A 26,723-nucleotide genomic window follows, 5' to 3' on the forward strand; every position below is an offset into this window, starting at 1 on the left:
ATGACTAACACTTCTCGTCTTGAACACTGCTTTACCGCGCTCAAGCAACAAAACCGCCCCGCGCTGGTGAGCTACCTCACCGCGGGCGACCCGGACGCCGAGACCTCCCGCCGCCTGCTGCACGGGCTGCCGGAAGCCGGGGTAGACATCATCGAACTCGGCATGCCGTTCAGCGACCCCATGGCCGATGGCCCCGCCATTCAAAAAGCCGCCCTGCGTGCGCTGGCTAACGGCCAAACCCAAGCCAAAACCCTGGAAATGGTGCGCCAGTTCCGTGAACAAAACAGCACCACCCCCATTGTGCTGATGGGCTACTACAACCCTATTTACTGCTACGGCGTTGAGCGTTTTCTAACCGATGCTGCCAAGGCCGGGGTAGATGGGCTAATCGTGGTGGACCTCCCCCCCGAACACGATGAAGAGCTGTGCCAGCCCGCCGCTCAACACGGCATCGATTTTATTCGCCTCGCCACGCCCACCACTGATGCCAAGCGCCTGCCCAAAGTGCTGGCCAACGCTTCCGGGTTTATCTACTACGTTTCCGTGGCGGGTGTGACGGGCGGCAGCGCGCCCACGCCAGAGCGGCTAGAAAGCGCCGTGAACCAGCTGCGCGAACACACGCCGCTGCCCATCGCTGTGGGTTTCGGCATTCGCACCGCCGAGCAGGCCGCCACCATTGGCCGCTTCAGCGACGCTGTGGTAGTAGGCTCCGCGCTGGTAGATTGCATCGAACACGCCAGCAGCGGCGATGACGCCGTAGCGCGGGTGCATGGGCTCGTCAAAGAGCTGGCGGAGAGTGTGAGAGGGTGTCGAAAAGCCCAGCAGGAACATGCCAGTTTGCCAGCCTGATAAGAAGCTGCATCAAACCACAGCGCGGGCAAAAGCCTGCTCTGTGGTTATTCTGAAAGTTCCATTCTCCCCTTGTCGTTGTTTCCAGAAAACAGGCATCATCCATGTTTGATGTTGGGCGTCATTGCGCCACGACCACACAAACAGAGGAAGACAATGGGCAAGCTCTTTTCATTGCTGGTACTGCTGGGGCTAGGCTACGCAGGCATCTATTTCTACTATGGCGTGGTGATCGAGCGGGAAGTCGAGCAGCAGTTAGAAGCCCGTGGGCTGTCATCGGTGAGCGTGGATAACGTCGAGTACGATTGGCTGGCCCCGGTGAGCGACAGCGCCAATATTGCTGTGACGCTTAGCTACCGTGGCTCCCAGGCGGCGGTCAACATGCAGGTACAAGGCCATCCGTTGGTGTCTGATGAAGTCACGGTACAGTTGGACGGCCTGCAAGCGCTGCGTTTGGGGATTAGTTTCGGGCAGTAACCACGAGCCAAACGTGTTCATGACCAATCGACACCGCTACAGCTACCAGCAACCCTGACATCACCCAGTTGAACCCTTTGATAAGCATCGGCTGCCTGACGCGCTGGCCAAGCAGGCTGCCGATCACCACATAGCTGCCGGGTGCGCCTGCCGCCAGCGCGGCCAGTCCCAGTGCCCAGATAAACAGGCTCATGCCCTGAATGCCCTCTGCAGGAAACTGCAGCGTCGCGATGGGCAGCGTCGCCACCATGGCTTTGGGGTTGAGTAACTGCATCATCAGACCATCACGAAAACTGAGCATGCGTGGTGCTGGGGCATGGGTATCCAGGGTGGCATTGGCGCGAGCCACCTTGTAGGCCAGATACAGGATATAAGCGCAGCCGAGCGCGCTGAGCAGCACCAGAGAGTCTTGAGATATCCAGGCGGCTCCCGCCCATCCTAATACCAGCAAGTACAGCAGCATGGCCAGCCCCACGCCCAGGCAAAAACCCAGTGAGGTTTTACCCTGTCCGTTGATACCGACATTCAATCCCAACAGATTCACAGGCCCAGGCGTGTACATGACGCCCAGGGCATAGGCGACGATTGCTAACATGAGAAAACCTCTAGGTGGAAGTGATGCTTAACGCGTGATATCGCGTTGGTACTGGAAAGGGGTCATGCCATAGATGCGCTTGAAACGCCGATTGAAGTGACTTAAATCCGCAAAGCCGAAGCGCAGCGCTATCTCGGTTAGTGGCGAGCCCTGGTCGAGCGCGGAGCGTGCCGCGTTCACGCGGCAATTGAGCACGTATTGGTGAGGGGTCATGCCGAACTGTTGGCGAAACAGCCTCAAAAAGTGGTACTTCGACAAATGCGCGGCCTGACTTATATCGTCCAGTGAGATATCTGCTTCAAGATGCTCATGAATATAGGCTTTGGCGTGGCCTAGCAGCGTGTCTGGGCGGCTGGTGCGTTTGCTAGTCACCATGTGGCCCCCAAGCTGAACCATGCGTTCGATCACGCGATACAACGCGTTTTCCTGGTCGATGCAACTGCCCGCTTGATGAGTGGTCAGTCGTGCGATCTCCTGTATCGCCTGGCGTAGCAATGGGTCGTGAATCAGCGTGCTTTGGGAGCGAAACGGTGACGTTTGTGGGCGGCCAAGCATCTCCTCGAACAGTGGCAACACTTGGCTGGGATGGACGTACACCATCACGTAGCCCAGGGCCTGCTCACCGCCAGCGTGGCCGTCGTGAACCTCTTCAGGGTTAAACAGAATCACGTTACCCGGTGGGCTACGATGAAACTGCCCGCCGCTGAAGAAATCCTGCCGCCCCGCCAGCGTCACCCCGAAGGCGTACTCCTCGTGGGCATGGCGGTCATAGCTAAAATCCTCGATGGCCGCTTTCAAGACAGTCAGTGACGGCACATGATGACTTTTGAAAAACTTGAACTGGCTGCTGCCCATGCCAACCTCCTTGATCGCAATCAGCCCATGGCGGGCTTACCCTAACCCGTTTCAGGATATGTTGTGGGTGCCATCGTGGCTTGTACATAATTGCTCAACGGCGGTGTCAGTGTATATTCACTAGACGGTGCAGAGTGGGCGGCACACGCAAAACGCTGGCAAACGAGGAGGGCGCATGGCAAACCCCAACGTGGTAGTGATTACCGGCGGGAGTCGAGGCATTGGTGCCGAGACGGCTAGGTTGTTTGCTCAACATGGCTACGATGTCTGCCTCAACTATGTCGAAAACGACGCGGCCGCCGAGCGCGTGCGCAGTGACATTCTCGCCCTGGGCGTGCGTTGCATGGCTGTGAAAGCCGATGTGTCGAAGGCCGATGAGGTGGCGAACCTGTTTCGCCGGGTCGACCAAGAACTCAGCATGCTGACGGTGCTAGTTAACAACGCCGCCATTCTCAACACCCAGGCGCGGCTGGTGGATATCTCGCTGGAGCGTTTTGGCAACGTGCTACAAAAGAACGTCATGAGCTGCTTTCTCTTCTGCAAGGAGGCCGAGCAGCGCATGGTCGACGCACCAGGGCGGCACTGGCGGTAGTATCGTCAATGTTTTCTCGACGGCAGCCAAAAGCGGCTCGCCCAACGAGTACGTGGATTACGCCGCCTCGAAAGGGGCAGTGGATACACTGACCAGAGGTTTGGCCCTGGAAGTGGCTGCCGAAGGCATCCGCGTAAATGCGGTACGCCCCGGCCTGATTCACACCGAGATGCACGCCTTGGGCGGCGAGCCTGGACGGGTGGATCGCTTAAAATCACGCATCCCAATGCAGCGGGGCGGCCAACCTTCTGAAGTGGCCGACGCTATTTACTGGTTAGCCAGCGATAAGTCATCGTTTGCCACCGGTACCCTGTTGGATCTCGCGGGTGGGCTGTAGCGCCCTCGTCAGCACACCGTTGCTTTCTTCTATGACCCCCTAAAAGGACACCCCCATGTTTACCGGCCTGAGTGCGTTTCCGTTAACCCCCATGAATGAGCAGGGCATCAACGAGCAGGAATTTACCCAGCTAGTGGCTCGTTTGGCCCAGGCGCAGGTGGACTCCATTGGTGTGCTGGGCTCTACCGGCAGCTACGCCTATTTAAGCGTGGAAGAGCGGGCGCGGGTGGCCAAGCTGAGCGTGGAGAGTGCGGCAGGGGTGCCGGTGGTGGTGGGCATTGGCGCGCTTCGCACTCGCGATGTGCTAGCCAACGCCGAACACGCCCAGCAGGCCGGGGCGAGCGGCCTGCTGTTAGCGCCTGTTTCGTATCAAATGCTGACCGATGACGACGTGTTCAACCTGTTCAGCACCGTCAGCCGCGCCATCAGCGTGCCGTTGTGCGTGTACGACAACCCCGGCACCACCCACTTTACGTTCAGCGACGAACTGCATGGGCGCATTGCCGAGTTGCCCCAGGTGCGCTCGATTAAGATTCCGCCAGTATCCAACAATCTAGACGACGCCAAAGCCCACGTGGCGCGGCTGCGGGCGCTGATTCCCAGTGATGTGACCATCGGCATCAGCGGCGACCCCGCCGCCGCCACGGGCCTTCTTGCGGGCTGTGATGCGTGGTATTCGGTGATTGGCGGGCTATACCCGGAACTTGCGCTGGCGCTCACCCGCGACGCCCAAGCCGGAGACGCCGAACAAGCCCAAGCCCGTTCAGACGCCTTAGCACCGCTATGGGCGCTATACAGTGAGTATGGTGGCAGCCTGAGGGTGGTGGCGACTATCGCTGAGCTCACCGGTCGCGTTAGCGCCCCCTGCCTGCCCCAACCGCTGAACACCCTGCAAAATGATGCCCGCCAGAAGGTCGCAGCGGTGATCGAGGCGCTTGGGCTTCACTAACGGCAGCGTTTTAAAAGGGTTGGCTTATAGCCCCTGAGCACCGCGCCGCAGCCAATCGTGAACAAACGCCAGCTTTTTCATCGCGACATCGGAAAGCACAAACGGATAAAGATCCGACAGCCCCATCGAGCGGTTCACATGGTTCACGCCCGCCACTAACGAGGCGGCAATGTGAATCAGCCGCTCGGCATCCGGCTCGGCGTAGGCATCCCAGTTGTAGGTGTTGGGCAAGGCCGGAGAGGTCATGCCCGAGGACACAAAGCTGTCGGTAATATCGGTAAGATGCAGCAAGTGCGATGCGGTTTCAGCGAAGTCTTCATGCGGGTGTGCCGATGCATAGGTAGTGAGAAAACGCTGGCGCCAGTCGGGCGGGGGGCCATCTTGGTAGTGGCGCTGTAACGCCGCTGGGTAATCCGCGCGCTCATCGCCAAACATCTCACGAAACGCATCTAGAAAATCATCCCGCAAGCTTAACCGCCACCACAACATATGGGCGATTTCATGGCGCATATGGCCAATCATCGTGCGGTAAGGCTCATCCAACGCCTCTTTACGGGTCGTGCGCAGCACGGCATCGGCTTCCGCCACGCTAATCGTTACCACGCCGCCGACATGGCCCATGGGCACCGGGATTCCGCCTTCGGCTAGCATGTGAAACACCGGCGGCGCGCCGGGGTCTTCCGGGCGGAACCAGTTCCAGCGGCCCAGGTTATCAATCACCCAACGCTTGGCTGCCTCGGTTTGCGCCCAGTTGGGCATCGCACCGGCAATGGAAGGGTCTGGCGCTAGGGCGGTCATCGCGCAGGCGCGGCAGAACTCGCCCTGCTTGGGGGCAATCCAATTACAGCCAATCACCTCGCGGTTGGCGCAGAAGGGCGGCATGGGAATAAACGCCCGCGCCTGGGGGTCGTAAGCCACCGGCACACCATCCGCCGTGACCAAATTATCAAACCAGAGTGAACCGGCACCGACCGGATTAGAAAAAACACGCATAGGCCGGGTATCTCAAAAGAAACGAAGCTTCAGTTTAGGAGCCGAGACCCGGTTACGTCCAACGGCGATTGCAGGGCACGGCCGTTGATGAGACGCGTAGAGCAGTCGCCAAGGCCGCCCAGGCTCAGTATCATCACCTGCTCATTCATTATAGAAGCCACTGCTTATGTCTTGCCCGCCATGCCCCCGCTGCCAGTCCGAATTCGTTTACCAGGATCAACGCCTGTTCATCTGCCCCGAATGCGCCCACGAATGGAACCCTGAAGAAGCCGCCGCCGAAGAGGCCGTGAACGTGGCAGATGCCAACGGCTCCACGCTGGCCGAAGGCGACAAGGTCACGCTGATCAAAGACCTCAAGGTCAAAGGCAGCTCCCAAGTGCTCAAGATCGGCACCAAAGCCGTCATCAAACGGCTAAAAGAGGGCAAAGACCACCAGCTAGACTGCAAAGTAGACGGCGCAGGCGACATGATGGTGACTGCGCAGTTCGTGAAAAAGGCTTGAAGCAATCGTTCTGTCTTATTAGCTGTACAGGTTTGCTAGCAACGGCTAGACTTGTACCCTAAATAGTACATGTGAGGCGTGTATGAAAATCGTGTCTTTTACAGAAGCGAGGAATGGCTTGAAAGCTGTGCTGGATGGCGTCGTTAATGATGCGGATACCACCGTGATCACGCGCAGGGATGCTGAAGATGCCGTGGTGATGTCGCTGGATTATTACAATAGCCTAATGGAAACAGTGCACCTGCTTCGTTCGCCTAATAATGCTGAACACCTTAACCGCTCAATAGCGCAATATCGTGCTGGCCAAACAAGCGCACGCGAGTTAATGGATGAGTAGTCAGCGACTGTTGTGTTGGACAGATGAATCTTGGAACGACTACGTCTACTGGCAAGCGCAGGATAAGAAAACCCTTAAGCGCATTAATAAGCTGATAAACGATGTAAAGCGCTCCCCCTTTGAGGGAATCGGCAAGCCAGAGCCCTTAAAAGAAAACCTAGCGGGCTTTTGGTCTCGACGTATAGACGATACTCATCGGCTTGTTTATGCAGTCGATCACCACGCGATCACTGTCATTTCTTGCCGCTATCACTATTAGCCCGCAACTGAATCGCCCCTGAGAGTGAGCCAGCAGTGGGAGGTGGCTTTAGCCCGCGACTGTGCCTGCACCCAGCCAGCTAAGTGGAAAAAATGACAGCTACCACACCAGCTCCCATCACCACTGCACTGGCCCAACTGCCCGTCAGCAAAGCAGCGGTAGACGACAACCTACAAACCCACTTGGCCTACATAGAACGCGCCGCCGCGCTGGGGGCCAACGTGGTGGCCTTTCCCGAACTCTCGCTCACCGGCTACGAGCTGGCGCTACTCGGCCAACTGGCCATGCCCCGCGACGATGCCACCTTTGCCGCCCTCACCGCCGCTGCCGTCGCCAATAACACGGTGGTAATGGCAGGCTGCCCACTGCACAACCCCCACGGCAAACCCCACATCGCAGCGGTGATCTGCTACCCCAACGGTGAACATACCTTCTACTTAAAACAGCACCTTCACGAAGGGGAGGAGGTTTACTGTGCCCCCGGCCATGAAAGTGGCCTGATCAACGTGAACGGCACACGCATCGCCCTGGCCGTATGCGCCGACTTCACCCAGCCAAGCCACGCCGCTACCGCCGCCAAACAACAGGCGGATGTATATCTTGCCAGCGCGCTCATCTCCCTAGGCGGCTATGCAAAAGATGCCGAGCTGCTCGCCACCATCGCAAAACGCCACCAACTGCCGGTACTGCTCGCCAACCACATTTTCACCACGGGCGGCTGGCAAACCTGTGGCAATAGCGGCGGCTGGAATACAGCAGGGGAGCTAACCGTGAAAGCCAACGGCACCCAGCCCAGCTTAGTGCTGTGCCACATTAATCACGGTGTATTAAGCGGTAGCGTAGAAGTGATGACTCACCTACCTTCCAAAGCATTCATTACCGACTAAAAGTTAAGCTCCCAAGGTAGGCTTAACTTATGTTTGCTGCTAGTCTCAAAGTATTAGAGCGAACAACGCCGCAGGGAATTTACGATGCAGAATGCCCGCATAACGCTTCACCCTACCAACAAACGCATGCAAGTGCGGGTGGATGGTGTTCTGCTAGCCGACTCTAGCAATACGCTTGAACTCCGCGAACACGGCTACCCGCCACGCCACTACTTCCCATGTGAAGACATGCGGATGGACTTACTCACTGTTTCAGAAAAGACCACTTATTGCCCGTTTAAAGGGCATACGGTGTACTTTTCGCTGGGTGAACGGCGGGATATTGCTTGGAGTTATGAGGAGCCGGTTGAGCTGTCGCGGGTAGGGTGACTTTTTATGAAGAAACGTGCGAATGACTTTTTCGACCCAAAGCAGCCCTTCCGACGAAATTGGCATGCTGATTTGGCCGTGTTATGCAGCCGGCACTATAATCCATGTCATTCAGCCTATTTATATTTAATTAATTTTGATTTCAACGAGTTAGTTCGTGAATAAAGGGCTGTATACCCTGAATGAACGCGCCGTCGGGTTCATTCAGGTTATGTAGTGGGGTGTGTATTCACTGTTAGGCAATTCGTAGCTCGCCACGGGCAAGTGATTTAAATATGAATTATTCCAATGAAGTTGATGTGAGAATCGGAACATGCGCGCTCTGCGATCAAGAGGAAGCCAAGTTAAAGGAATCGCACAGCATTCCTAAGTTTGTTTACCAATGGATCAAAGAAACAAGTCCAACGCCTTATTTGCGAAGCAGTGATAATGTGAATAAGCGTGAACAGGATGGGCCTAAAGAATATCTTTTGTGCGAAAAGTGTGAAGGCAATCTTTCGCTAATGGAGGATGAGTTCGCTGAGAAAGCATTCAAAAAAATTGCGAACTACCGGGGGCAGGCGCCAGAAATTTTAGTCACAGAACCAATGCGCGTATGCGTCCTATCGATATTTTGGAGAACTCTGCTAACGTCACTGAGCCGAGAAAACAATCGCACCGATGAAGACAAGAAGGTAATGAACGAGTTTTTGGCATCCGCCAAGCATCAAATTAATAAGAATGTTGCCACAACACCTATCTTTTGGGCACCGATTTATGGTGACCCTCCGTTCTATGATTTGCCTCTATCTATGACCTATCAACTGGATAGAATGGTTGGCGCACCCGACATACGTTTTTTTGATGACCCGCATCGATATTTTGCAGTATTTAAGCTGCCATTTATTTTTTTCTTTATTTTTAGCGAAGGGTGGTCGGATGACAAGGATGACAAAAACAAGTTCGCAGGCGCCGTTAGTCTGAGTGACATTAAAGTAATTCCGGACTTTCTTCGGGACTATATTAAATTTCTGAACGATCAGTTTGAAGCGTCGAAGCTGGCCATGAGTAGTTACAATTTAGTGAAAATTGAACAGGAAATTTCTGAAAGTGAAAGAACTACTGGCGCTCACAAATCTCTCGCAAGATCGCAGCGACCCAATAAATCTGGATATGCCTAACCCCAGCGCTCAACCCTGTTCGCTTCGCTCTCTGGACGCTGCGTGATAAAGCCGCGCAGCGCCGGTTAGCTCTACGATATGTCGATAGCGAAGTGCAACGAAGATATTGATTTTAATTGTTGACAGGTTTGTCTATTTGCATATTAGCAAGGAGGAAGAATGAAAATAAAAAGTGCCCGCATCAAAAATTATCGCTTGTTGAAAGACGTATGTCTGAGCCTAGATGACAGAACGACACTGATTGTTGGGCGAAACAATTCTGGTAAAACTTCGTTTGCTGAAATATTCCGGAGCTTCCTAAGTTCAACGGGGCCGAAGGTTCGTTATGAGGACTTTAATCAGTCTTGTTTAGCAGAGTTTGAAAAAGCCTTAGAGGCTTTCAAAAAAGGTAAAGAAGAAGAAGTCATTCGTCTCTTGATGCCAGCGATTGAGCTACAGCTACTTATCCACTATAAAGACGATGAGAACGATTTTGGAGTCTTGGGTGACTTTATTATTGATCTCGACGATGCATTGTTTGAAACCTATATATTGGTTTCTTACCAGTTAAAAGACGGAAAGATTAAGGATTTCTTTCAGGCACTGGATGCAGCTAATCGCAAAAAATATTTTGCTGATCTTAAAGTTTTGATCAACCAGCATTACGAGCCCGCGATCTATGCGATCGAACCGACCAATTTGAATAATAAGGTCAGGCTCGAATTCTCTTCCTTCAAACGGTTGATATTGTCAGGATTAATTAATGCTCAGCGCGGCCTCGATGATGAAACTCACAATGAGCGCGATGTGCTGGGGAAGTCACTAGGAAACATTTTTAAAAGTGCAAACAGTGCCGGTGCGCCTGAAGCATTTAAAGCCAAGTCCGATGAAGTCAATACAGTAGTAGAAGCACTCCAAGAGAAAGTCGATACGGACTTTCAGGAGAAAGTAAAAGCGCTTTTGCCAACGCTTAACATCTTTGGGTATCCCGGTCTGCAAGATCCAAATTTGAGTGCTGCTACTGAGCTAAATGTAACGTCATTGTTGGAGAGCAATACTAGGGTATTCTATGCAGGCGATGATCATTTTACTCTGCCAGAAACCTACAATGGCTTGGGTATTCGTAATTTGATTTTTATTCTCTTTCGAATCTATGAGTACTTTAGAGAGTTCCAGTCACAGCCTACCCCACCGAAAGGCCATTTAATTTTTATCGAAGAGCCCGAAGCCCATCTGCATCCGCAAATGCAGGAAGTTTTCATTCGTCAGCTTGAGGAAATAGTCAGTGAGTTCCAAAAGCAGCTTAATGATGGGAATATTTGGCCAGTGCAGTTTGTGGTCAGTACGCATTCCTCACATATAGCCAACGAAGCAGATTTTAGCAAAGTCCGTTATTTTTTATCCAAGGGGAGAAAGGGAACCAAGGTGAAAGACCTGGGCGAAGCATTTGGCAGCGATGAGGTGAAGGAAGACAAAGAATTTTTGCATAAGTATTTAACCCTGACCAAGAGCGACCTCTATTTTGCAGATAGAGCAATTCTTATCGAAGGGGCCACTGAAAGAATTCTACTGCCTGAGATGATTAAAAAAGTGGATGAGACGCGGCAGTGTGGTTTACGCAGAAAGTATATGTCTGTAGTCGAGGTTGGTGGAGCCTATGCTCATCATTTTTATAAGTTCATCGACTTTCTTGAGCTACAGACCCTGTTCATTACTGATTTGGATTCGGTAAAGAAAACCGAAGGTGGGAAGAAGGCAACATATCCTGCTTCAATGGTAAGTGATGGTTCACATTCAAGTAACGTAGGCCTGTCTAAATGGTTTGGGATAGATGGGTATTCTGAATTGAAGGATATACGTTTAAAAGACGATAATACTAAAATTTCTGGATGTCGTCGATTAGCGTTTCAGGTGGATGAAGGTGAAAGTGGTCTGTGTGGCCGTAGCTTTGAGGATGCGTTTATTCTGGCGAATACAACCCTTTTTGAATTAAAGGATAAAAAGGGTGTGGAGCTGGAAAATTCTGTTTTTGCACTGTCTAAAAAAATTGGAAGTAAAAGTAAAGCTAACTTTGCTATTAAATATGCTATTGAAACAACAGATTGGTGTGTTCCTGAGTATATTTTAGAAGGGCTCGAATGGCTGGCTAAAGACGTTGCGTTTAATGCTGAGGAGGTTCAGCCATGACCAACATAAACCCTGCCGAGCAGGCTTCTATAGAAGCGCTAGAGAAGCTAAGGAGCTGTATTGATAAAGGTCAGTGTTTTCGTTTAGAAGCAGGTGCTGGTGCAGGCAAAACCTATTCCTTGATCGAATCAATTAGGTATTTGATATCGAATCGCGCAGCTGATTTACTAGGTAGTCAGCAGCAGATAGCATGTATTACATACACAAACGTAGCAAAGGATGAAATAAAGGATAGAACGGATCATCATCCAGTTATATTTGCCGATACAATTCATGCGTTCTGCTGGAGCATACTGCAACATTACCAGATTAAGCTTCGAGAACATCTTCCAGAACTTGGTGAAAAATGGAAAAATCGAATAGATGATTCGGTAGGTGTCACGAACCAGAAGGTTAAGTACGAGTTAGGGTTTCCCGCTGTCAATGAGCGCGAAATTACTTTGCATCATGATGACGTAGTCGGGTTGATGGCGCGCATGCTTATGTATCCAAAGTTTCAGAAGCGACTTAAAAGCAAGTTCCCTATTGTTTTAATCGATGAGTACCAGGATACCAATAGCAAGCTGGCTGATAGCATTGTCACTAATCTTATCGATAATGACTCCGGTGTAATGGTTGGCCTTTTCGGCGATCATTGGCAGAAAATCTACGGCGCTACAGCATGCGGCTTAATTTCGAGCGAAAAAGGAAAAATCGTAGAGATCGGAAAAAAAGCAAACTTCCGGTCGGATCGAAATATAGTTCAGTGTTTTAACAGAATGCGTCCAGATCTGCCTCAAGCAGAATCAGACCCTAACTCAAATGGAGTGATAAAAGTTTTCCACTCCAATAATTGGGTGGGTGCCAGGAGAGATGGTAAAGGCGGCGGCCACTGGAAGGGTGATCTTCCAGAATGCAATGTGAAGGAATATATTGAGAAAACGAAAGAGTTGATGGTTGCAGATGAATGGGATATGTCTCCCAAGAAAACTAAAATCTTGTTTTTAACAAACAACCTTATAGCAAGTGAGCAAAACTTTAAGAATCTTACTGATTGCTTTCGATATACAGACGACTATCTCAAAAAAAATGACAAATATGTCCAGTTTTTTCTTGAGGTGATAGAGCCAACTGTATTCGCTTATGAAAAACAGCAATATGGTGGATTGTTGCAGATTAAAAAGAAAAACCATCCACCATTGAAGTGTCAGGCTGATAAAACAGAATGGTTAAATATTCTTGATAGAATAATGCACGCAAGAAAAAATTCTAACGTTGGCGATATGCTAGACATTTTGATGGAAACCAAAGTGCTTAGAGTTTTATCAAAAATTGAAGAATCAGAAAATCGATATAAGCGTCTGATATTAAAGTCGATTGACGAGCTGGATGAGGATGAGGCGAAATTTGTGGAAAAGCTTAGAAAGTTGCGCTCCGTCGATTATCTTGAGGTTGCTAACCTGGGTGAGTACATCGATGCAAAGACGCCTTTCTCGACGAAGCACGGCGTGAAAGGAGCGCAATTTGATAATGTTCTTGTCGTTTGTGGTCGCGGATGGAATCAGTACAACTGGAATCAGATGTTGGAGTGGATGGACGGTAGCTGTCCCGAAGACAAAAAGGATACGTTTGAGCGAAATCGAAACTTGTTCTACGTGAGCTGCTCGAGAGCTAAACACAATCTCACTTTGCTGTTTACGCAAGAGTTATCCGATAAGTCAATAACGGTACTTGATAGGATATTTGGCAAAGATAATGTATTAGGTAGCCCACTTGATGCTTAGGCTCTGCTTGTATTTAATCAGTGTGATGAAAGGGTATAACAATAAGTGTCAGTCGTAAAATTTGTTCCTTGGCTCTTTTTATTCTGGCCGCTACGCTAGCAAAAACTGCCGCTTCTCTCAGCGTTATATTAGATTTCCTCAACATCCGCTCTTGGCCGGATGCAGAACTTCGGGTTACGCTGATGGAGATGGATCTGGAGCGGCAACTGACGACCCAAAGCGGCCCTTCCGGCGAAAGCGGCATGCTGATTCAGATGTGTTATGCAGCCCGCGCGATAATCTATGTTATACTGCCTATCTATACTTAATATATATTAATTTCAATGTGATAGATCGTGAATTATTGGCTGTATAACCTCAATGAACGCGTCGGTGAGTTCATTGAGGTTATGTAGAAGAGAGTATAATCACTGTTAGGTTTAAAAGGTAGTTATGAGTGTAAATAGGTTTTATAAAATTGAACAAGAGATGCTTTTGCTAGAAGCGGAGAAAGTGTCACTTTTTACAAAGCACAATCCATCTATAGGCAGTTATCGTGAGGCTGTTTTAAGGGATTATATAAGAAAATTTCTACCTAGTACGATAGAGGTGAAATCAGGCTTTATTGCCAAAAATGACAATCAGGATGAAATTTCTAACAGTCAGAGCAGGCAGGTTGATTTACTTATATATAGCAATGAGAAATTCATCCCGTTATTAGAGACTGATGATTTTTCTGTAGTTCGTCCTGAATCTTTTCTAGGTTGTATTGAAGTAAAGTCAACGCTTACTTTCTATAAAGAAAAAAGGCCTAATGGCTCAAAGGAAACCAATAAAGACTACCCGTTCGGCGGCGGTTATACTGAAGCTTATCGATGGAGTGGTACTTTAGTTGATGCTCTAAAAAACATCCAAGCTGCCGCACATGTCTGCAGGGATAAAGAACGAACTTACTATAGCGGGATTATCGCATACTCTTCAACCTTCGACCCCCATAAGGTCTATGAGGCTCTAGATAATGGTGATCTTCAAGAACAGCTTGGATTAAATCATTTAAAAGAATTGCCAATGAATATCTGTGTGATTGGAAATTTTATTACTTTGTTTTCACATGTCGAATTAATACAAGAACATGGTAAGTGTTATGAAGACTCCCACTACGAGTACGAATCTTACTACAATGAAATCTCCGTTAGCGGTGAAGATTTTCAATACCCTCTTCAATTCTTTTCTGTTAATGCCCACAATCAAATATGCTATCTTCATTCTGGGAAAGCGCCCGATGACGTAGGGCTATTTTCTGCTATGACTGCGAGAATGAAGTTTAGGATGATGCATTTTGATTTAATGTCAGATGGAATATAAACCTAACAAGTAAATCCAGCTGACGCCTACAGCGCACCTGATTTAGGCGTTATATCAGAGACTCCTAAAAGGCGGCTCCTGGCCGAAAACTGACACCATCAACGATGATGTCGGCTTTGATTACAACTTCTCCATTCCACTAACCCTCATAACCTCCCTAGTGACCGCATCATTCAATATTCCGCGCTTGGCTTCCACCACCGTGAGCCATTCGCGGGCGCGGGTAATGCCGGTATAGACCAGCCCGCGGGTCAGGATGGGGCTTAGCGTGGGTGGCAACAGCAGGGCGGTGTGCAAGAACTCCGAGCCTTGGGACTTGTGAACCGTCATCGCAAACACGGTTTCTACCGCGTGCAGGCGGGAGGGCAGCACCCAGCGGATGGGCTTTTCGGTGTCGCTGCTGGGGAACGCGACTCTTAATAGCGTTTGCTGCGGGTGGCGCGGGTCGGGCACGGCCAGGGTAATGCCGATATCGCCGTTCATTAGTTTCAGGCCGTAGTCGTTTTGAGTAACCAGTACCGGGCGGCCTTCGTACCAGCCTTTCTCCAACGTGTAGTCACTGCCGTACAGCAGCTTTTCGCGGCGCAATGTGCTGGCGATACGCTGGTTTAATCCTTCTACCCCCCAGGGGCCTTTGCGCAGCGCGCACAGCAGTTGGAAGTGGCTGTAGGCGCTGAGTACCTCACTGGCCCAGGTGTTGTAGGCGGTTTGGTTCTCCTCGAATGACTCCCCCCGTGGGCGCTGTGCGTGCAGCACGTTGAGATAGTGGCGGTAGCCCGTGGGCGGGGTGATGGGCTGGCCTTCGCGGTCGGTGCGGCCTTCGCCGTTGCCCGCAAAACCGTTTGGGTTGCCGTGAATCACCAGCTTATCCAATGCGGCGTCGTCACTCATTACCAAGTGGTGAATATCCGGGTAGCCGTGGCGCAGCACGGCCGTTACCGCCTGCTGTTTTTCCCGTTCGCTTTGGGTATGGCCCGGCTGGTTAATGGCTTTTGCCAACTGGCCGATGCCGCTGTGTTCATTGAAGCGGTGGCTAACCCGCAGCATGGTAATGGCTTGGTCGAGTGGTTGGCCTGCGGGGTCGGTGAAATCTGCGGGCAGCGGTTGCCCGGTGGCCTGGGCTAGCCAGTCGGCGGTGGCCGGGGTGTAGTGGGCGTCGTCGGCGCGGCGGCATAGGTCGCCGAGTACCGAGCCTGCCTCTACCGAGGCGAGCTGGTCTTTATCCCCCAGCAGAATGCACTGGGCGTGGGCGGGCAGGGCACTGAGGGTGGCGGCCATCATTTCGATATCCACCATCGAGGCTTCGTCGATCACCAGCACATCCAGCGCCAGCGGATTGGCGGCGCTGTGGCGGAAGTGGCGGGTGTCGGGGCGTGCGCCGAGTAGGCGGTGCAGTGTTGTCACTTCCGTAGGAATCGCGACCTCGCTGTCTGCCGCAGAAGGTGAGTGTTCACTTAACAGCGTTGCCAGCTCAGCGAGCGGTAACGCATTCACCTGTCCGGCAATGGATTCGTTCAAGCGGGCGGCGGCTTTGCCGGTGGGGGCGGCTAGGCGAATGCGCAGCGGCTGGCTGGGGTGCTGGGCCAGTTGCAGGGTTTGCAGCAGGGCGAGCAGGCGCACCACGGTGGTGGTTTTGCCGGTGCCTGGGCCACCGGTAATAATGCCGAAGCGGCTGCGGGCGGCCAGGGCGCAGGCGGTTTTTTGCCAGTCTAGGCCGTTGCTTTGTTTGAACAGGATGTTGAGCGCTTGGGGGAGTAACCCCGAGGCGCTGGCGTCATTCGTTTCTTCCAGGCGGGCGGCGATGTGTTGGTGCAGGCTTTGCTCGTACTGCCAGTAGCGGCGCAGGTAGAGCCGCGTGCTGGGGGTGCCGCTGGCTGAGTGAGTGGTCACTACTACCAGCGGCGTGTTGCCGGGGCCTTCGCTAATGAGCAGCGGGTGGTGCAGGGCGGCTTGCCATTCGCTGAGCGTGAGCGTGGCCAGCACGTCGCTGGGCAGCGGCGGCGGGTCGGTGAGGTCGTCGCCTTCGGGCGGAAGTGAAAGGGCGAAATCCGGCGCGTTCAGCGTGGCGTTAATATCCAGGCATACGTGGCCGCGGCCTAGCTGGTGGCTGGCAAGTGCTGCCGCCAGTAGCAGCAGCGTGGGGGCATCTGGGGCTTCGCTGGCTAAAAAGCGCACCAGTGCGCGGTCTAAATCCCGCAGCCAGCCGCGTGCTACCCAGCGTTCGCACAGAGCCAGCAGTTCCGGGGTGCTGCTGAGTGCCGGGTGGGCGCTGGCGGTGGGCGCGTCGCTAAACATATCGAAAGTGTGGCTATCGTGCTGGCGGCTCATGCCGTGGCCTCCTGCTGGGTGGCGTGTGGCTCGCCTGCAAACAGGCTATCCAGGGCTTCGATGAGTTCAACTGGGGCGGGTTCGCCCACCACGCCGCGCCCAGGGCTGCGGCTGCCGCGTAGAAATACCGTCATTGAACCGCCCAGATGCTGGTGCGGGTCGTAATCCGGCAGGCGCGCTTTTAACAGCCGGTGCATGGCGAGTAAGTAGAGCGCGGCCTGAAGGTCGTAGCGTTTAGCCAGCAGCGCGTGGCGCAGGGCCTCGGGTTCGTAGGCGCTGTCGTTGGGGCCTAGGTAGTTCGATTTCCAGTCCAGCACGTAAAAGCGCCCTTGGTGCTCGAAGGCCAGGTCAATAAAGCCTTTCAGCATGCCGTTTAGCGTGTCGGCATCCAGCGCGGGGCGCTCTACCCCTGGCAGTAAGTGCTTGCTTACCAGCGCATCAATGGCTTGTGTGTTCACCCGCTTGGCGGCAAACCAGAACTCCAACTCTACCTGGTAGCTTGCCAGCTCATTCAGCGCCACGCTTTGCAGGGTGGGCGCGGCCAGCGGTAGCGGCGTGGTGAGCAGGGCGTTTAGCCAACCCGCCAGCGGTTCTTGCCACGCTTGCCAGCCGCGTAGCTGCACCCGCCGCCACAGCATATCGTTAAGGGCTTCCCTATCGTTGGCGGCGGTATTAAAACCTTGCTTGCCGGCCCACTCCAGCAGCCCGTGCAGAAAGGTGCCGGGGCCGGGGCCACGGGGGAATTTGTGCAGGTGATACGCTTCCGGCTCAGAAAGATCCCGAGGTTCATCCAGCACTTCAAAGGCGGTGGCTTCTTGGGCGGTGGTGGGTTCCAGCGGCTGCAACACCGGGGCGGTAAGCGTGCCGGAAAGCCGCAGCGCGGAGTAGCTGGCAATCCACCAGTGCTCTTTGGCGGGGCGCGTGGGCGTGCGGGCGTGGCCAAGCTCACTGCTTTGCTCCACTTGGGCAACGCGCTCTGCGGTGGGCGCGGGTGGTTGATGAATCTGTATCTCGCTGCCTTTCACCAGTTCATCAAGCGCGTTATTGAGCGTTTCCGGTGACAGGGCGCTGCCGCCTTTCAGCAGGTAGCCCAGCGCGCTGTTTTCCAGCTCTTTCAGCGGGGCCAGCCCCAGCCAGGTGGCGTGGCGGGCGCGGGTGAGCGCTACGTAGAGTTTGCGCAGGTCTTCTCCCAGCCGTTCCCGGTCGGCGGTGGCCAGTGTTGCTTCATCGGCGTCTAAGCTGAGCTTTAAGTTGCCTTCGCTGTCGTGCCAGCGCAGCGGTACGTCTTCGGCTTTCACCGGGCGGTGGTTGGCGATAAACGGCAGGAACACCAGCGGGTACTCCAGCCCTTTGGATTTGTGGATAGTCACCACCTTCACCAAATCCGCGTCGCTCTCTAATCGCAGCTTGTGGCTGTCGCCGTGGCTTTCCGGGTCGGCAATGGCATCAAACAGAAAGCGAATCAGCGCGTGTTCGCCGTCCAGCTCGGCACTGGCCTGTTGCAGCAGTTCGCCCAAGTGCAGCAGGTCGGTGAGCAAGCGCTCACCCTCTTCAAACTCCGCCAGCAGGCGGGCGGGAATATCGAAATCCACCATCATGCGGCGCACCAGCGGCAGCACGCCTTGGCGCTGCCATAGGCGGTGATAGCGGCTGAACTGCTCTACTCGCTCTTCCCAGGCCAGCTCGTTTTGCTGCAGGTGGTCTAGGTCCGCCAAGCTTAGTCCCAGCACCGGCGTGGCCAGTGCAGCGCGCAGGTGCGCTTCGGCTTGGCGTGAGCTGGCCAGCGGCTCGGCGCAGGCGCGTAGCCAGCGCTCTACCTGGGCGGCCATAGGCGAGCTGAACACCTTGTCGTGGTCAGAGAGATACACGCTCTTCACCCCACGGCTGGCCAGCGCTAGGCGAATGGCGCGGGCTTCCTGCAGGCCGTTCACCAGTACCGCCATATCGGAAGGTTTGAGCGGGGTGAGCGCGTCCTCGGTTTGAAATCCGCTCTTGCCTTGTTGGCCTGCGCTGAGCAGTTCCGCCATGTACGAGGCGCAGCGTTCGGCCATCTCGGTTTGGTAGGCGGTTTTAGAGAGCGGCTCGTCGGCGGTGAGCGGCCAGAGCGTCATAGCGGGCAGCGGCTGGCCCTGGTGAACAAGCTGTTCACTTCGGCCTTTGGCCTCTACCGGCAGAAACGGCAGCGGGTTGTCGCCGCCTTCTTCGCGGAACAGGAAGGCCCCTGCCGGGTGCTCATCGGCGTAGCGGAAACAGTGGTTCACCGCCTCTACCATGGCGCGGCTGGAGCGGAAGTTGGTGCCCAGCGTGACGTGGCGGCCTGCGGTGTCTTCGCGGGCGGTCAGGTAGGTGAAGATATCCGCGCCGCGAAAGGCGTAAATGGCCTGCTTGGGATCGCCGATCAGCAGCATGGCGGCGTCGCGGCGGGGCTTGGCGACCTCGTACACCGCGTTAAAGATGCGGTACTGGATGGGGTCGGTGTCCTGGAATTCGTCGATCAACGCTACGGGGAACTGGCGCAGTATTTGCGCGGCCAGCGCCTCTCTGTTGGGGCCTTGCAGGGCGCGGTCTAAATGGGTGAGCAGGTCGTTGGGGCCCATTTCAGCGCGGCGCTCTTGCTCCCGTTCCAGGCGCACTTTGCACCACTGCACGGCGTGAATCAGCAGGTCGTTACGCGGCTCGGGCAGCGTGTTGAGCGCGGCGGGCAGTTCGCCCAGCGCTTCCCAGGCCTTCGGGCAGGGTGGCGCGCCTTCTTTCCATATTTCCGCCATGCCGTCTGGGGTCAGGCGTTTCCAGGCGGCGGGGGTGAGCGCGGGGCGCTCTAGGTCGGTGTCGCTCCACTCCCGCAGCGCGCCTAGCCAGTTGGCGCGGCTTTTGGCGTTAAAGCTTTGGCCTTTGAAGGCTTTGCGCGTGGCGGCGTCTTCCAGTGCGGGCACTAGGTCGTCTAGCCACGCGGGCCAGGGGGCTTTTAGCGTGCTGAGCAGGGCGCTGCGTTCGGCGGCGGCGGTGCTTAAGGTGTGCGTGGGCTCGGGGCGTGGGGCACCCAGCGCGCCGCTTTCGTGCAGCAGTTTGCGCACGTCTTGATGCAACTGGTCGGGTGATTTCCAGTAACTGGTGATGCTGCCCAGCGCCTCGGCGTCTAGCGGGTAGTAGAAGGTGCGCCAGTAGTCGCGTACCACTTCTTGCTCCAGCTCTTGCTGGTCGTTTTCTAAATTGAGCGAGAACAGGCTGCCGCTATCGAAGGCGTGCTCCCGCAGCATGCGGTAGCACCAGCTGTGGATGGTGGAAACGGCGGCTTCGTCCATCCACTCGGCGGCTAACTCCAAGCGGCGGGCGCAGGCGGGCCAGGTGGTCGGGTCGTATTGGTCGCGGAGCTTCAGGAGCAGCGGGTCATCAGCAGGAGGCTCGGCAGCAGGCCGACGCGAGGGCGCCGTGGAACCTTCCCTGGGGGCTACTTTTGCCATCCCTGGCAAAAGACCCTCGCTTTGGCCTGCTCCCTCCGCCTGGTCTGGCTCTTTACGAAACACCCCTGAGGCCTCCACCAGCCGGTGGCGAATACGTTCGCGCAGTTCCTGGGTGGCGGCGTTGGTGAACGTGACCACTAGAATTTCCGGCGGGGTGAGCGGGCGTACAAAGGCGGTGTCGTCTTCGCTGTGCTGCCCGCCCAGCACTAGGCGCACGTAGAGCAGCGCGATGGTGAAGGTTTTCCCCGTGCCCGCGCTGGCTTCAATCAAACGGCTGCCGTGAAGCGGCAGCGTCAGCGGGTTCAGCGGGGCGGGCTGGCTCATTATTCAGGCTCCAACAATAACGCGCCCCTGCTTGGGGCCTAGACTGTATGAGTGCTTCGCCACCTGCTAATCTAGCCGCCAAGCCACTCTTAGGATGCTCAGTTTACGCTACCAGCGGCTTCGGTTCACTCACACGAAGGGATCTCATGCTGACCTCGCTTCTGGATAACGTCTTCTGTGACGCTGCCAGAATCAACCGCATGCTAAACTGTTTTTTGTATCGCACTTTTTGTTCTGGAGGCCGCCGTGCAGGATGCCCATCGCCGTAAGCTCCCCATCGGGATTCAGACGTTCTCGGATATCCGCGAGGGCGGCTATTATTACGTCGATAAAACTCCGCATATCGAGCGCTTGGTCAACCAAAATAAATACTACTTTCTCTCGCGGCCGCGCCGCTTTGGTAAAAGCCTGTTGCTGGATACCCTGCGCTGCTTGTTCGAGGGCCGCCAAGCGCTGTTTGAAGGGCTCTATATTCACGATCAGTGGGACTGGCAACAGCGTTACCCGGTCATTCGTATCAGCTTTGCCGATGGCGTCATGCAGAGCCGTGAAGAGCTCGATGAGCGTATTCGTGATCAGCTCCGAGTGCAGCGTGAGCAGCTGGGCATTACCCAACACCACAAGACGGATATTCCCGGCGAATTTTCAACTCTGATTCGCAGCGCCCACCAGCAATATGGTCAGCGGGTGGTGGTGCTGATCGACGAATACGACAAGCCGATTCTGGATAACATTCTGGCGCCTGAGCGTGCTCGGGAGGTGCGCGAAGGGCTGAAGAACCTCTACAGCGTGCTGAAAGATGCCGACCCCCATTTGCACTTCGTGCTGCTCACCGGGGTTTCCAAGTTCAGTAAGGTGAGCTTATTTTCGGGGTTGAACAACCTCAACGATATCACCCTGGATGCTCACTTAAGCACAATCTGCGGTTACACCGACGAAGACATCGATACGGTGTTCGCGCCGGAGCTACCCGGCTTGGATCGTGAAGCCATTCGTCAGTGGTACAACGGCTACCGCTGGGGCGGGCGCGAGGTGGTGTCCGTCTACAACCCCTTTGATGCGCTGCTACTGTTTCAAAAGCGCGAGTTCGCGCCGTACTGGTTCGAGTCTGCCACGCCAACGTTTCTGGTCGATATTCTCAAGCAGCGGGGGGTATTTACGCCCTCAATGGATCACTGGGAAACCGAGTATGAGCTGCTTAGCCAGTTTGATGTAGATCAGATCAGCACCGAAGGCCTGCTGTTTCAAACCGGCTACCTGACCATTCAGCAGGTGGAAGAGCCCTTGCTGGGGTATCGCCAGTACACGCTGGGCTTCCCTAACCGTGAGGTGGAAACCAGCCTCAACCACGCCTTGCTGCCATCGCTGGGGGTTGAAAATGCCCCACGTGAACGCAGGACGCTGTTCCGCCATTTAAGCCAGCATGATCTTGTCGGCCTAGAAGCGCACCTTAAGGCGCTGTATGCCGGGCTTCCTCACGACTGGTACCGCAACAACCCGATTGCTCGCTATGAAGGGCATTACGCCAGCGTATTCTACAGCCACTTCGCGGCCCTGGGCCTGGATGTGACGGTGGAAGATGCCAGCCACCACGGTAAGGTGGATATGAGCGTGGACTTTGGCGGGCATATCTACCTGTTCGAGTTCAAAGTGGTGGAGCAACTGCCGGAAGGTAACGCGCTGGCGCAAATCAAGCACAAAGGGTACGCGGACAAGTACCGCGCCTCTGGCAAGCCCATACACCAGATTGGCGTCGAATTTTCCAGCGTCAAACGCCAGATTGTGGCGTTTGACGTTGAGACGCTAGGCGCTGTTTAACATCAAGCGCCGGGGCTGACGGGCCAGCCTTTATTTTTCACGCTTACTTTTCACTGCTTTGAACAGCGGTGCGTACAGCGCTTCAGCCAGCGTGGCAAAGGTGTGCCCGTTGGCCTGCTCGAAAAATAGCCGCTCGAAGCGGGGCCATTGGTGGCCTAGATAGGCGCTTTGCGCTACTTCCCCAGTCACTTTGTAGCCGCCTTCGTAGGCGGCTTCGGCGGCAGCAAAGGCGTCGCTTTCGCGGCCTTTCTCTTGGGCCACTTCCGGCGTGCCTTGTTTGGTTAACCAGGCAAACGCGGCGTGGGGAGCCAGCGGCAGTGGGGTTGCTAACCCGGTTTTCCAGGCGGCTAGCTGGGTTTCCAGGTGCTGGCGGGCGGTGTCGGCGGCCACGGATTCAAAAGTGACATGCCCCGCTTTGGAGAGCAGCTGTGTGGTCATCGGGCCGCTCAAATTGCCTGCCAAGTGCGCTACCCAGGGTCGCAGCAGCAGGTGCCACTGGTACTTGCTGTTCTTGATCAAACTGCTGCTGAGCAGCAGTAGGCGGCAGCGGTGGCCCGCCTCATCCTGGCGTAGTTCGCTCAGCCAATCTTCCAATACGCTGCCCTCAAGGCCCTCCAGGTAAATCGCTTCGGGCTCGTTAAGGGCGATGGGCCACGCGGCTAGCGCTTCTTCGTAGTCGTTAAACAGGGCTTCCATGGGTTCGGCGAGGGCATTGCGCATGCGCTCGCCGAATGCGCCCATGGCCAGCACGCCCTGGCCCTGAAAGCGCTCTAAAGCGTCGTGCAGTGCTTCCATACGCGGCTGGCCGTTATCCACCGCGTGGCGCTGGGCGGCAATCAGTTGGTCTTGTAGCTGCCAGTTTTGCAGGCCATCCAGGGCGAAGGGCTCGGCGTCTAATTCTGCAATCGCCTCCTGCTCGAAATAGACGCCCAGGCGGGTATTGAAGAAGCTGCGCACCGGCTCGCGCAGAAAGCCGCCCAGTTGCCCAAGGGAAAGCGTGGTGGGTGCGTTTTCCGGTGGCGGCAGCGTGCGGCTCGCGGCGGTGGGCGTGCGCGGGGCGTGTACTTCGCGCCATTCGTGGGCATAGGTGAACAGTCGGCTTGTGGAGGGGGTGAAGTAGGCGCGACTGAATGGCTGCAGCGGGTGCTCGGTGGTGAGGCTTTCCAGCAGCGCCGCGCCGTTTTCCGTTTGCCAGCCGGCTTCTAAGTGGTCGCGCAGTTGGCCCACCAGCACCGAAGGCGCAAGCGGCGTGTTGTCGATTTGGCTGCGGCCAACCCAGCTCACGTAGAGCTGGTCGCGGGCAGAGAGCAGCGCTTCCAAAAACAGGTAGCGGTCGTCTTCCCGGCGGGAGCGGTCGCCGGGGCGGTAGTCGCTGCCCATTAGGTCGAAATCCAGCGGCGGCTGGGAGCGGGGGTACTCGCCGTCGTTCATGCCCAGCAGGCACACCCGCTTAAAGGGAATGGCGCGCATGGGCATCAGCGTGGCGAAGTTGACCGCCCCGGCCAGGAATCGCTGGGAAAGGCTGTGTTCATCAACCTGTGCCAGCCAGTGCTCGCGCACCATGGAAAGCGGCAGCGGGTCGTTGAGTTCGGCCTCTTGGCTACTTTCTAGCATCTGCTGCAAGCCGCTTTCCAGCTTGGTGAGCATGATGCTCTCTTGGGCATCGTCGGTAAGAAAGAAGGTTTCCAGCAGCGCCCGCAGCCGCGCGACCCAGGTGGCCGCATCGGTGGGTTGGCAGAAGGTCTCCCAGGTGGCTTCGAGCTTTTCTAGCAGCGTGGCCAGCGGCCCCGCCAGGCCCGCTTCCAGCCCGCCGATATCATCAAACGGCTCGATGCCTTGCCACGCGTGGCCGTCGCCCACGGTGTAACCCAGCAGCAGGCGGCGCAGGCCGAAGGCCCAGGTGTTTTGGCTCAGCCCGCCGGGTAGCTCCAGCTTTTGACGCTGCTTGGCGTTGAGCCCCCAGCGGATGCCTGCGCCTTCCATCCAGCGCTCTAGTACCGGCAGGTCGCGCTCTTCTAGTCCAAAGCGCTGACGCAGGGCGGGTACCTCTAGCAGGTCGAGCAGGTCGCTCACCGATAGGCGCAGCTCCGGCAGGCGCAGCAGCTTTTCCAGGGCAATCATCAGCGGCAGGCGGTGGCGGCTGGCTTGGTCCGAGAGCGTGTAGGGAATGTGCCGCGGGTCGTCGGTGGGCAGCTGGCCAAATACCGCTTCAATGTGCGGCGCGTAGCGGTCGATATCCGGCACCATAACGATGATATCTCGCGGGCGCAGCTCTGGGTCGGCGCTGAAGGCGGCCAGCAGCTGGTCGTGGAGAATCTCTACTTCCCGCTGGGGACCGTGGGCGATATGAAATACGATGGAGTCATCGTCTGCGGGCAGTGCGGGCCAGTGGTCGTGGGTTTCTGCTACCGGGCGCAGCTCGCGGATATCGTCTTGCAGCTGGCTGAGCAAGCAGTGGCGCTCATCGCCACTAAACGGCTCGAACATATCGATGCGCAGCGCCTGCTGCTCAAACAGGGTTTGGTAGTTGCCAGAGTCGTCGTGCTCATCGAGCAGGCGCAGGTAGTCGCGACCCTGCTTGCCCCAAGCGGCCAGCAGCGGTTGGGCATGCAGGTGCAGGGCGTCGTCGGCATCGCCGGTGCCCAGTACATCCAGCGCTTCGGGCATGCCGGTTTTGCGCCGCTGGCGGTAGCGCTGGGCGCGCAGCAGGTCTTTGTGCTCGATGATATCCGCCCAGTAGAACTGGCAGGGGTTGTGAACGCACAGCACGATTTGGCAGCAGCGGGAGAGCGCCGCCAGTGCTTCCAGGGTTTGTTGCGGCAGCGATGAAATACCGAAAATAATCAGCCGACGGGGCAGCCCCGGCGGGCAGGCTTGCCCCTCTAGCTGTTCGGTGGCTTTCAAGAAGCGCTGGTGTACCTGGGCGCGGCTGCTGTTTAGCCCAGCATCGCCTTGGGTGGCAGCCACATCGTCACGCAGGATGCGCCACAGCGCAGGCTGCCAGCGCTGGTGCTCTTCCAACGGGCGGTGCTCGCCTTTTGCGGTAATCAGCACATCGTGGCCGTTGGCCCAAGCGTCTAGCCAGTCGGCGCGGTAGACCTGGTACTGGTCAAACAGATCCGCCAGCCGCTCGGCCAGCTGGTAATGCTTGCGCTGGTCGCGGTCGATGTCTAAAAACTGCGCCAGTGGCTCAAACACCGGCTGCCCGGCCAGGGTAGGCAGCAGGCGCAGCAGCCGCCATACCAAACGCGATTTATCGAAGGGTGAGGTTTCCGGCACGGCATCGGCGTCTTGGGAAACGTGGGTGAGCACCTTGCGGTAGGCCTGCCATAAATACCGCGCGGGCAGCATCACGTCCAGCGCTGCCGCAATGCCCGCTCCGCCGTTTTTAGGATCTTCCGCCAACGCCAGCTTCAGCCACTGCCCAATACCGTTGCTCTGCACCAGAATGGTTTCGTTCTCCAGCGGCCCCAACGGCTGGCGGCGCATCCACTCCACCGCCAACCCGCGTAAATCTTCCAAGCGGTTAGCATGCACCACCATAAAGCCAGGAGGGAGCGGAGTAGGGGAGAACAAGGCATTAGCAGGCATACGGCGGCGTTCCTTCACGGCAATCAGCGTCACGGGGTGCGGTGAGGCTATGGTGCCATAAGTTGGGGGTACTCGCGTGTATATGAAGTAGGAACTTTTATACACTCTGAGTTATCATAAAAGATAACTTTAGTGGGGTTGGGCAATGGATTGGCAGGTTGAGTTTTACCCAGGGGTGGAAAAAGAAATTTTAAGTATGCCGCCTAAAATACAGGCCAGAATGCTCCGTTTGCTGGAGATGGTAGAGGCTCATGGCGCTCACCTAGGGCCACCTCACACGGAGTCTATTGGGGACGGCTTGTTTGAAATTCGAGCAAAGGCACAAGAGGGAATTGGCCGTTCTTTGTTCTGTTACGTGCATGGGAAACACATTGTCATTCTTCATGCATTCGTCAAAAAAAGCCAAAAAACGCCGCGTCAGGCGTTAACGTTAGCGCGGACAAGACAGCGCGAGGTGCAGTCATGATGAACTTAAAGGCACTAAAAGAGCAGGCGCTTCAGAATCCTGAAGTAAAGGAAGAGTATGAGCGTTTGGCAACGGAGTTTGAGCTTGCCTCCACGCTCATTTCTATGCGACAGCGTGCTGGGTTGACCCAAGAAGAGCTGGCCAAACGCTTGGATACACAAAAAAGTAATATTAGCCGCTTGGAGCGGGGAAGCAGTAACCCCGGCTGGAAAACATTACAGCGCTATGCACATGCTTGTGGCTTCGAGCTAACGGTACATGTCGAGCAGCAGAAACAGCCAGCCCATTAAGCAGCCAGAGC

General features: G+C 55.5%; 21 protein-coding genes and 1 pseudogene. 16 read left to right on the plus strand and 6 right to left on the minus strand.

Annotation, left to right across the window (positions count from 1 at the left end):
* Together trpA and LOS15_RS02575 are read left to right on the plus strand one after the other, a co-directional pair.
* Positions 1 to 849 carry a tryptophan synthase subunit alpha gene (gene trpA / locus LOS15_RS02570; RefSeq protein WP_263067906.1) on the plus strand — a complete coding sequence of 283 codons (849 nt, stop codon included), beginning with the start codon at positions 1 to 3 and terminating at the stop codon, positions 847 to 849.
* A gap of 156 nt (positions 850 to 1,005) precedes the next feature.
* Positions 1,006 to 1,326 carry a hypothetical protein gene (locus LOS15_RS02575; protein ID WP_263067908.1) on the plus strand — a complete coding sequence of 107 codons (321 nt, stop codon included), beginning with the start codon at positions 1,006 to 1,008 and terminating at the stop codon, positions 1,324 to 1,326.
* Here the strand turns inward: LOS15_RS02575 and LOS15_RS02580 are convergent.
* Entirely contained in the window at positions 1,310 to 1,921 is a 612-nt protein-coding gene (locus tag LOS15_RS02580; protein ID WP_263067910.1) for a LysE family translocator, read from the minus strand. The two genes, LOS15_RS02575 and LOS15_RS02580, sit on opposite strands and share 17 nt — an antisense overlap.
* Positions 1,922 to 1,948: 27 nt before the next feature.
* Complete coding sequence (locus tag LOS15_RS02585; protein WP_263067912.1) at positions 1,949 to 2,776, minus strand: AraC family transcriptional regulator; 828 nt, start codon at positions 2,774 to 2,776, stop codon at positions 1,949 to 1,951.
* Positions 2,777 to 2,951: 175 nt separating this feature from the next.
* Here LOS15_RS02585 and LOS15_RS02590 point away from each other — a divergent pair.
* Together LOS15_RS02590 and LOS15_RS02595 are read left to right on the plus strand one after the other, a co-directional pair.
* Positions 2,952 to 3,705: pseudogene (locus LOS15_RS02590) on the plus strand (SDR family oxidoreductase).
* A 55-nt stretch (positions 3,706 to 3,760) separates the two neighbouring features.
* Positions 3,761 to 4,654, plus strand: a complete 894-nt coding sequence (locus LOS15_RS02595) for a dihydrodipicolinate synthase family protein (protein WP_263067913.1) — start codon at positions 3,761 to 3,763, stop codon at positions 4,652 to 4,654.
* A gap of 24 nt (positions 4,655 to 4,678) precedes the next feature.
* On the opposite strand, the gene LOS15_RS02600 is transcribed toward LOS15_RS02595, so the two are convergent.
* On the minus strand, positions 4,679 to 5,647 hold the full coding sequence (locus LOS15_RS02600; protein ID WP_263067914.1) for a putative zinc-binding metallopeptidase: 969 nt from the start codon (positions 5,645 to 5,647) through the stop codon (positions 4,679 to 4,681).
* A 166-nt stretch (positions 5,648 to 5,813) separates the two neighbouring features.
* On the opposite strand from LOS15_RS02600, the gene LOS15_RS02605 reads away from it, so the two are divergent.
* From LOS15_RS02605 to LOS15_RS02645, 9 genes are all read left to right on the plus strand, one after another.
* Positions 5,814 to 6,149 (plus strand): zinc ribbon domain-containing protein YjdM, encoded by a 336-nt coding sequence (locus LOS15_RS02605; RefSeq protein WP_263067915.1) that lies wholly within the window; start codon positions 5,814 to 5,816, stop codon positions 6,147 to 6,149.
* A gap of 82 nt (positions 6,150 to 6,231) precedes the next feature.
* Positions 6,232 to 6,486 carry a type II toxin-antitoxin system Phd/YefM family antitoxin gene (locus LOS15_RS02610; RefSeq protein WP_062360219.1) on the plus strand — a complete coding sequence of 85 codons (255 nt, stop codon included), beginning with the start codon at positions 6,232 to 6,234 and terminating at the stop codon, positions 6,484 to 6,486.
* Positions 6,479 to 6,745, plus strand: coding sequence for a Txe/YoeB family addiction module toxin (locus LOS15_RS02615; RefSeq protein ID WP_159342812.1), 267 nt, complete (start codon positions 6,479 to 6,481; stop codon positions 6,743 to 6,745). The genes LOS15_RS02610 and LOS15_RS02615 overlap by 8 nt, the downstream gene beginning before the upstream one ends.
* A gap of 92 nt (positions 6,746 to 6,837) precedes the next feature.
* Entirely contained in the window at positions 6,838 to 7,632 is a 795-nt protein-coding gene (locus LOS15_RS02620) for a carbon-nitrogen hydrolase family protein (RefSeq protein ID WP_263067918.1), read from the plus strand.
* An 84-nt stretch (positions 7,633 to 7,716) separates the two neighbouring features.
* Complete coding sequence (locus LOS15_RS02625; RefSeq protein ID WP_263067920.1) at positions 7,717 to 8,001, plus strand: DUF427 domain-containing protein; 285 nt, start codon at positions 7,717 to 7,719, stop codon at positions 7,999 to 8,001.
* A gap of 275 nt (positions 8,002 to 8,276) precedes the next feature.
* On the plus strand, positions 8,277 to 9,161 hold the full coding sequence (locus tag LOS15_RS02630) for a hypothetical protein (RefSeq protein ID WP_263067921.1): 885 nt from the start codon (positions 8,277 to 8,279) through the stop codon (positions 9,159 to 9,161).
* Positions 9,162 to 9,320: 159 nt separating this feature from the next.
* Positions 9,321 to 11,327, plus strand: coding sequence for an AAA family ATPase (locus LOS15_RS02635; RefSeq protein ID WP_263067923.1), 2,007 nt, complete (start codon positions 9,321 to 9,323; stop codon positions 11,325 to 11,327).
* Positions 11,324 to 13,090: a UvrD-helicase domain-containing protein gene (locus tag LOS15_RS02640; RefSeq protein WP_263067925.1), complete on the plus strand. Its 1,767-nt coding sequence runs from the start codon at positions 11,324 to 11,326 to the stop codon at positions 13,088 to 13,090. The genes LOS15_RS02635 and LOS15_RS02640 overlap by 4 nt, the downstream gene beginning before the upstream one ends.
* 432 nt (positions 13,091 to 13,522) lie before the next feature.
* Positions 13,523 to 14,434 carry a DUF6602 domain-containing protein gene (locus LOS15_RS02645; protein WP_263067927.1) on the plus strand — a complete coding sequence of 304 codons (912 nt, stop codon included), beginning with the start codon at positions 13,523 to 13,525 and terminating at the stop codon, positions 14,432 to 14,434.
* Positions 14,435 to 14,554: 120 nt separating this feature from the next.
* Here the strand turns inward: LOS15_RS02645 and recD are convergent, their stop codons facing one another.
* Positions 14,555 to 16,762: an exodeoxyribonuclease V subunit alpha gene (gene recD, locus LOS15_RS02650; protein ID WP_263067928.1), complete on the minus strand. Its 2,208-nt coding sequence runs from the start codon at positions 16,760 to 16,762 to the stop codon at positions 14,555 to 14,557.
* Entirely contained in the window at positions 16,759 to 20,547 is a 3,789-nt protein-coding gene (gene recB, locus LOS15_RS02655) for an exodeoxyribonuclease V subunit beta (protein ID WP_263067929.1), read from the minus strand. The genes recD and recB overlap by 4 nt, the downstream gene beginning before the upstream one ends.
* A gap of 246 nt (positions 20,548 to 20,793) precedes the next feature.
* On the opposite strand from recB, the gene LOS15_RS02660 reads away from it, so the two are divergent.
* Positions 20,794 to 22,365, plus strand: coding sequence for an ATP-binding protein (locus LOS15_RS02660; protein ID WP_263067930.1), 1,572 nt, complete (start codon positions 20,794 to 20,796; stop codon positions 22,363 to 22,365).
* 30 nt (positions 22,366 to 22,395) lie between these two features.
* Here LOS15_RS02660 and recC read toward each other — a convergent pair whose 3' ends face one another.
* Complete coding sequence (gene recC, locus LOS15_RS02665) at positions 22,396 to 25,956, minus strand: exodeoxyribonuclease V subunit gamma (protein WP_263067931.1); 3,561 nt, start codon at positions 25,954 to 25,956, stop codon at positions 22,396 to 22,398.
* 145 nt (positions 25,957 to 26,101) lie between these two features.
* Here recC and LOS15_RS02670 point away from each other — a divergent pair, with 145 nt between their 5' ends.
* Both LOS15_RS02670 and LOS15_RS02675 read left to right on the plus strand, forming a co-directional pair.
* On the plus strand, positions 26,102 to 26,422 hold the full coding sequence (locus tag LOS15_RS02670; RefSeq protein ID WP_263067933.1) for a type II toxin-antitoxin system RelE/ParE family toxin: 321 nt from the start codon (positions 26,102 to 26,104) through the stop codon (positions 26,420 to 26,422).
* A complete protein-coding gene (locus LOS15_RS02675) occupies positions 26,419 to 26,712 on the plus strand; it encodes a helix-turn-helix domain-containing protein (RefSeq protein WP_263067934.1) in 294 nt (97 codons plus the stop codon). The genes LOS15_RS02670 and LOS15_RS02675 overlap by 4 nt, the downstream gene beginning before the upstream one ends.
* The last annotated feature ends 11 nt before the right edge of the window (positions 26,713 to 26,723 follow it).

It is taken from the genome of Halomonas sp. 7T (assembly GCF_025643255.1).
GTDB lineage: Bacteria > Pseudomonadota > Gammaproteobacteria > Pseudomonadales > Halomonadaceae > Vreelandella.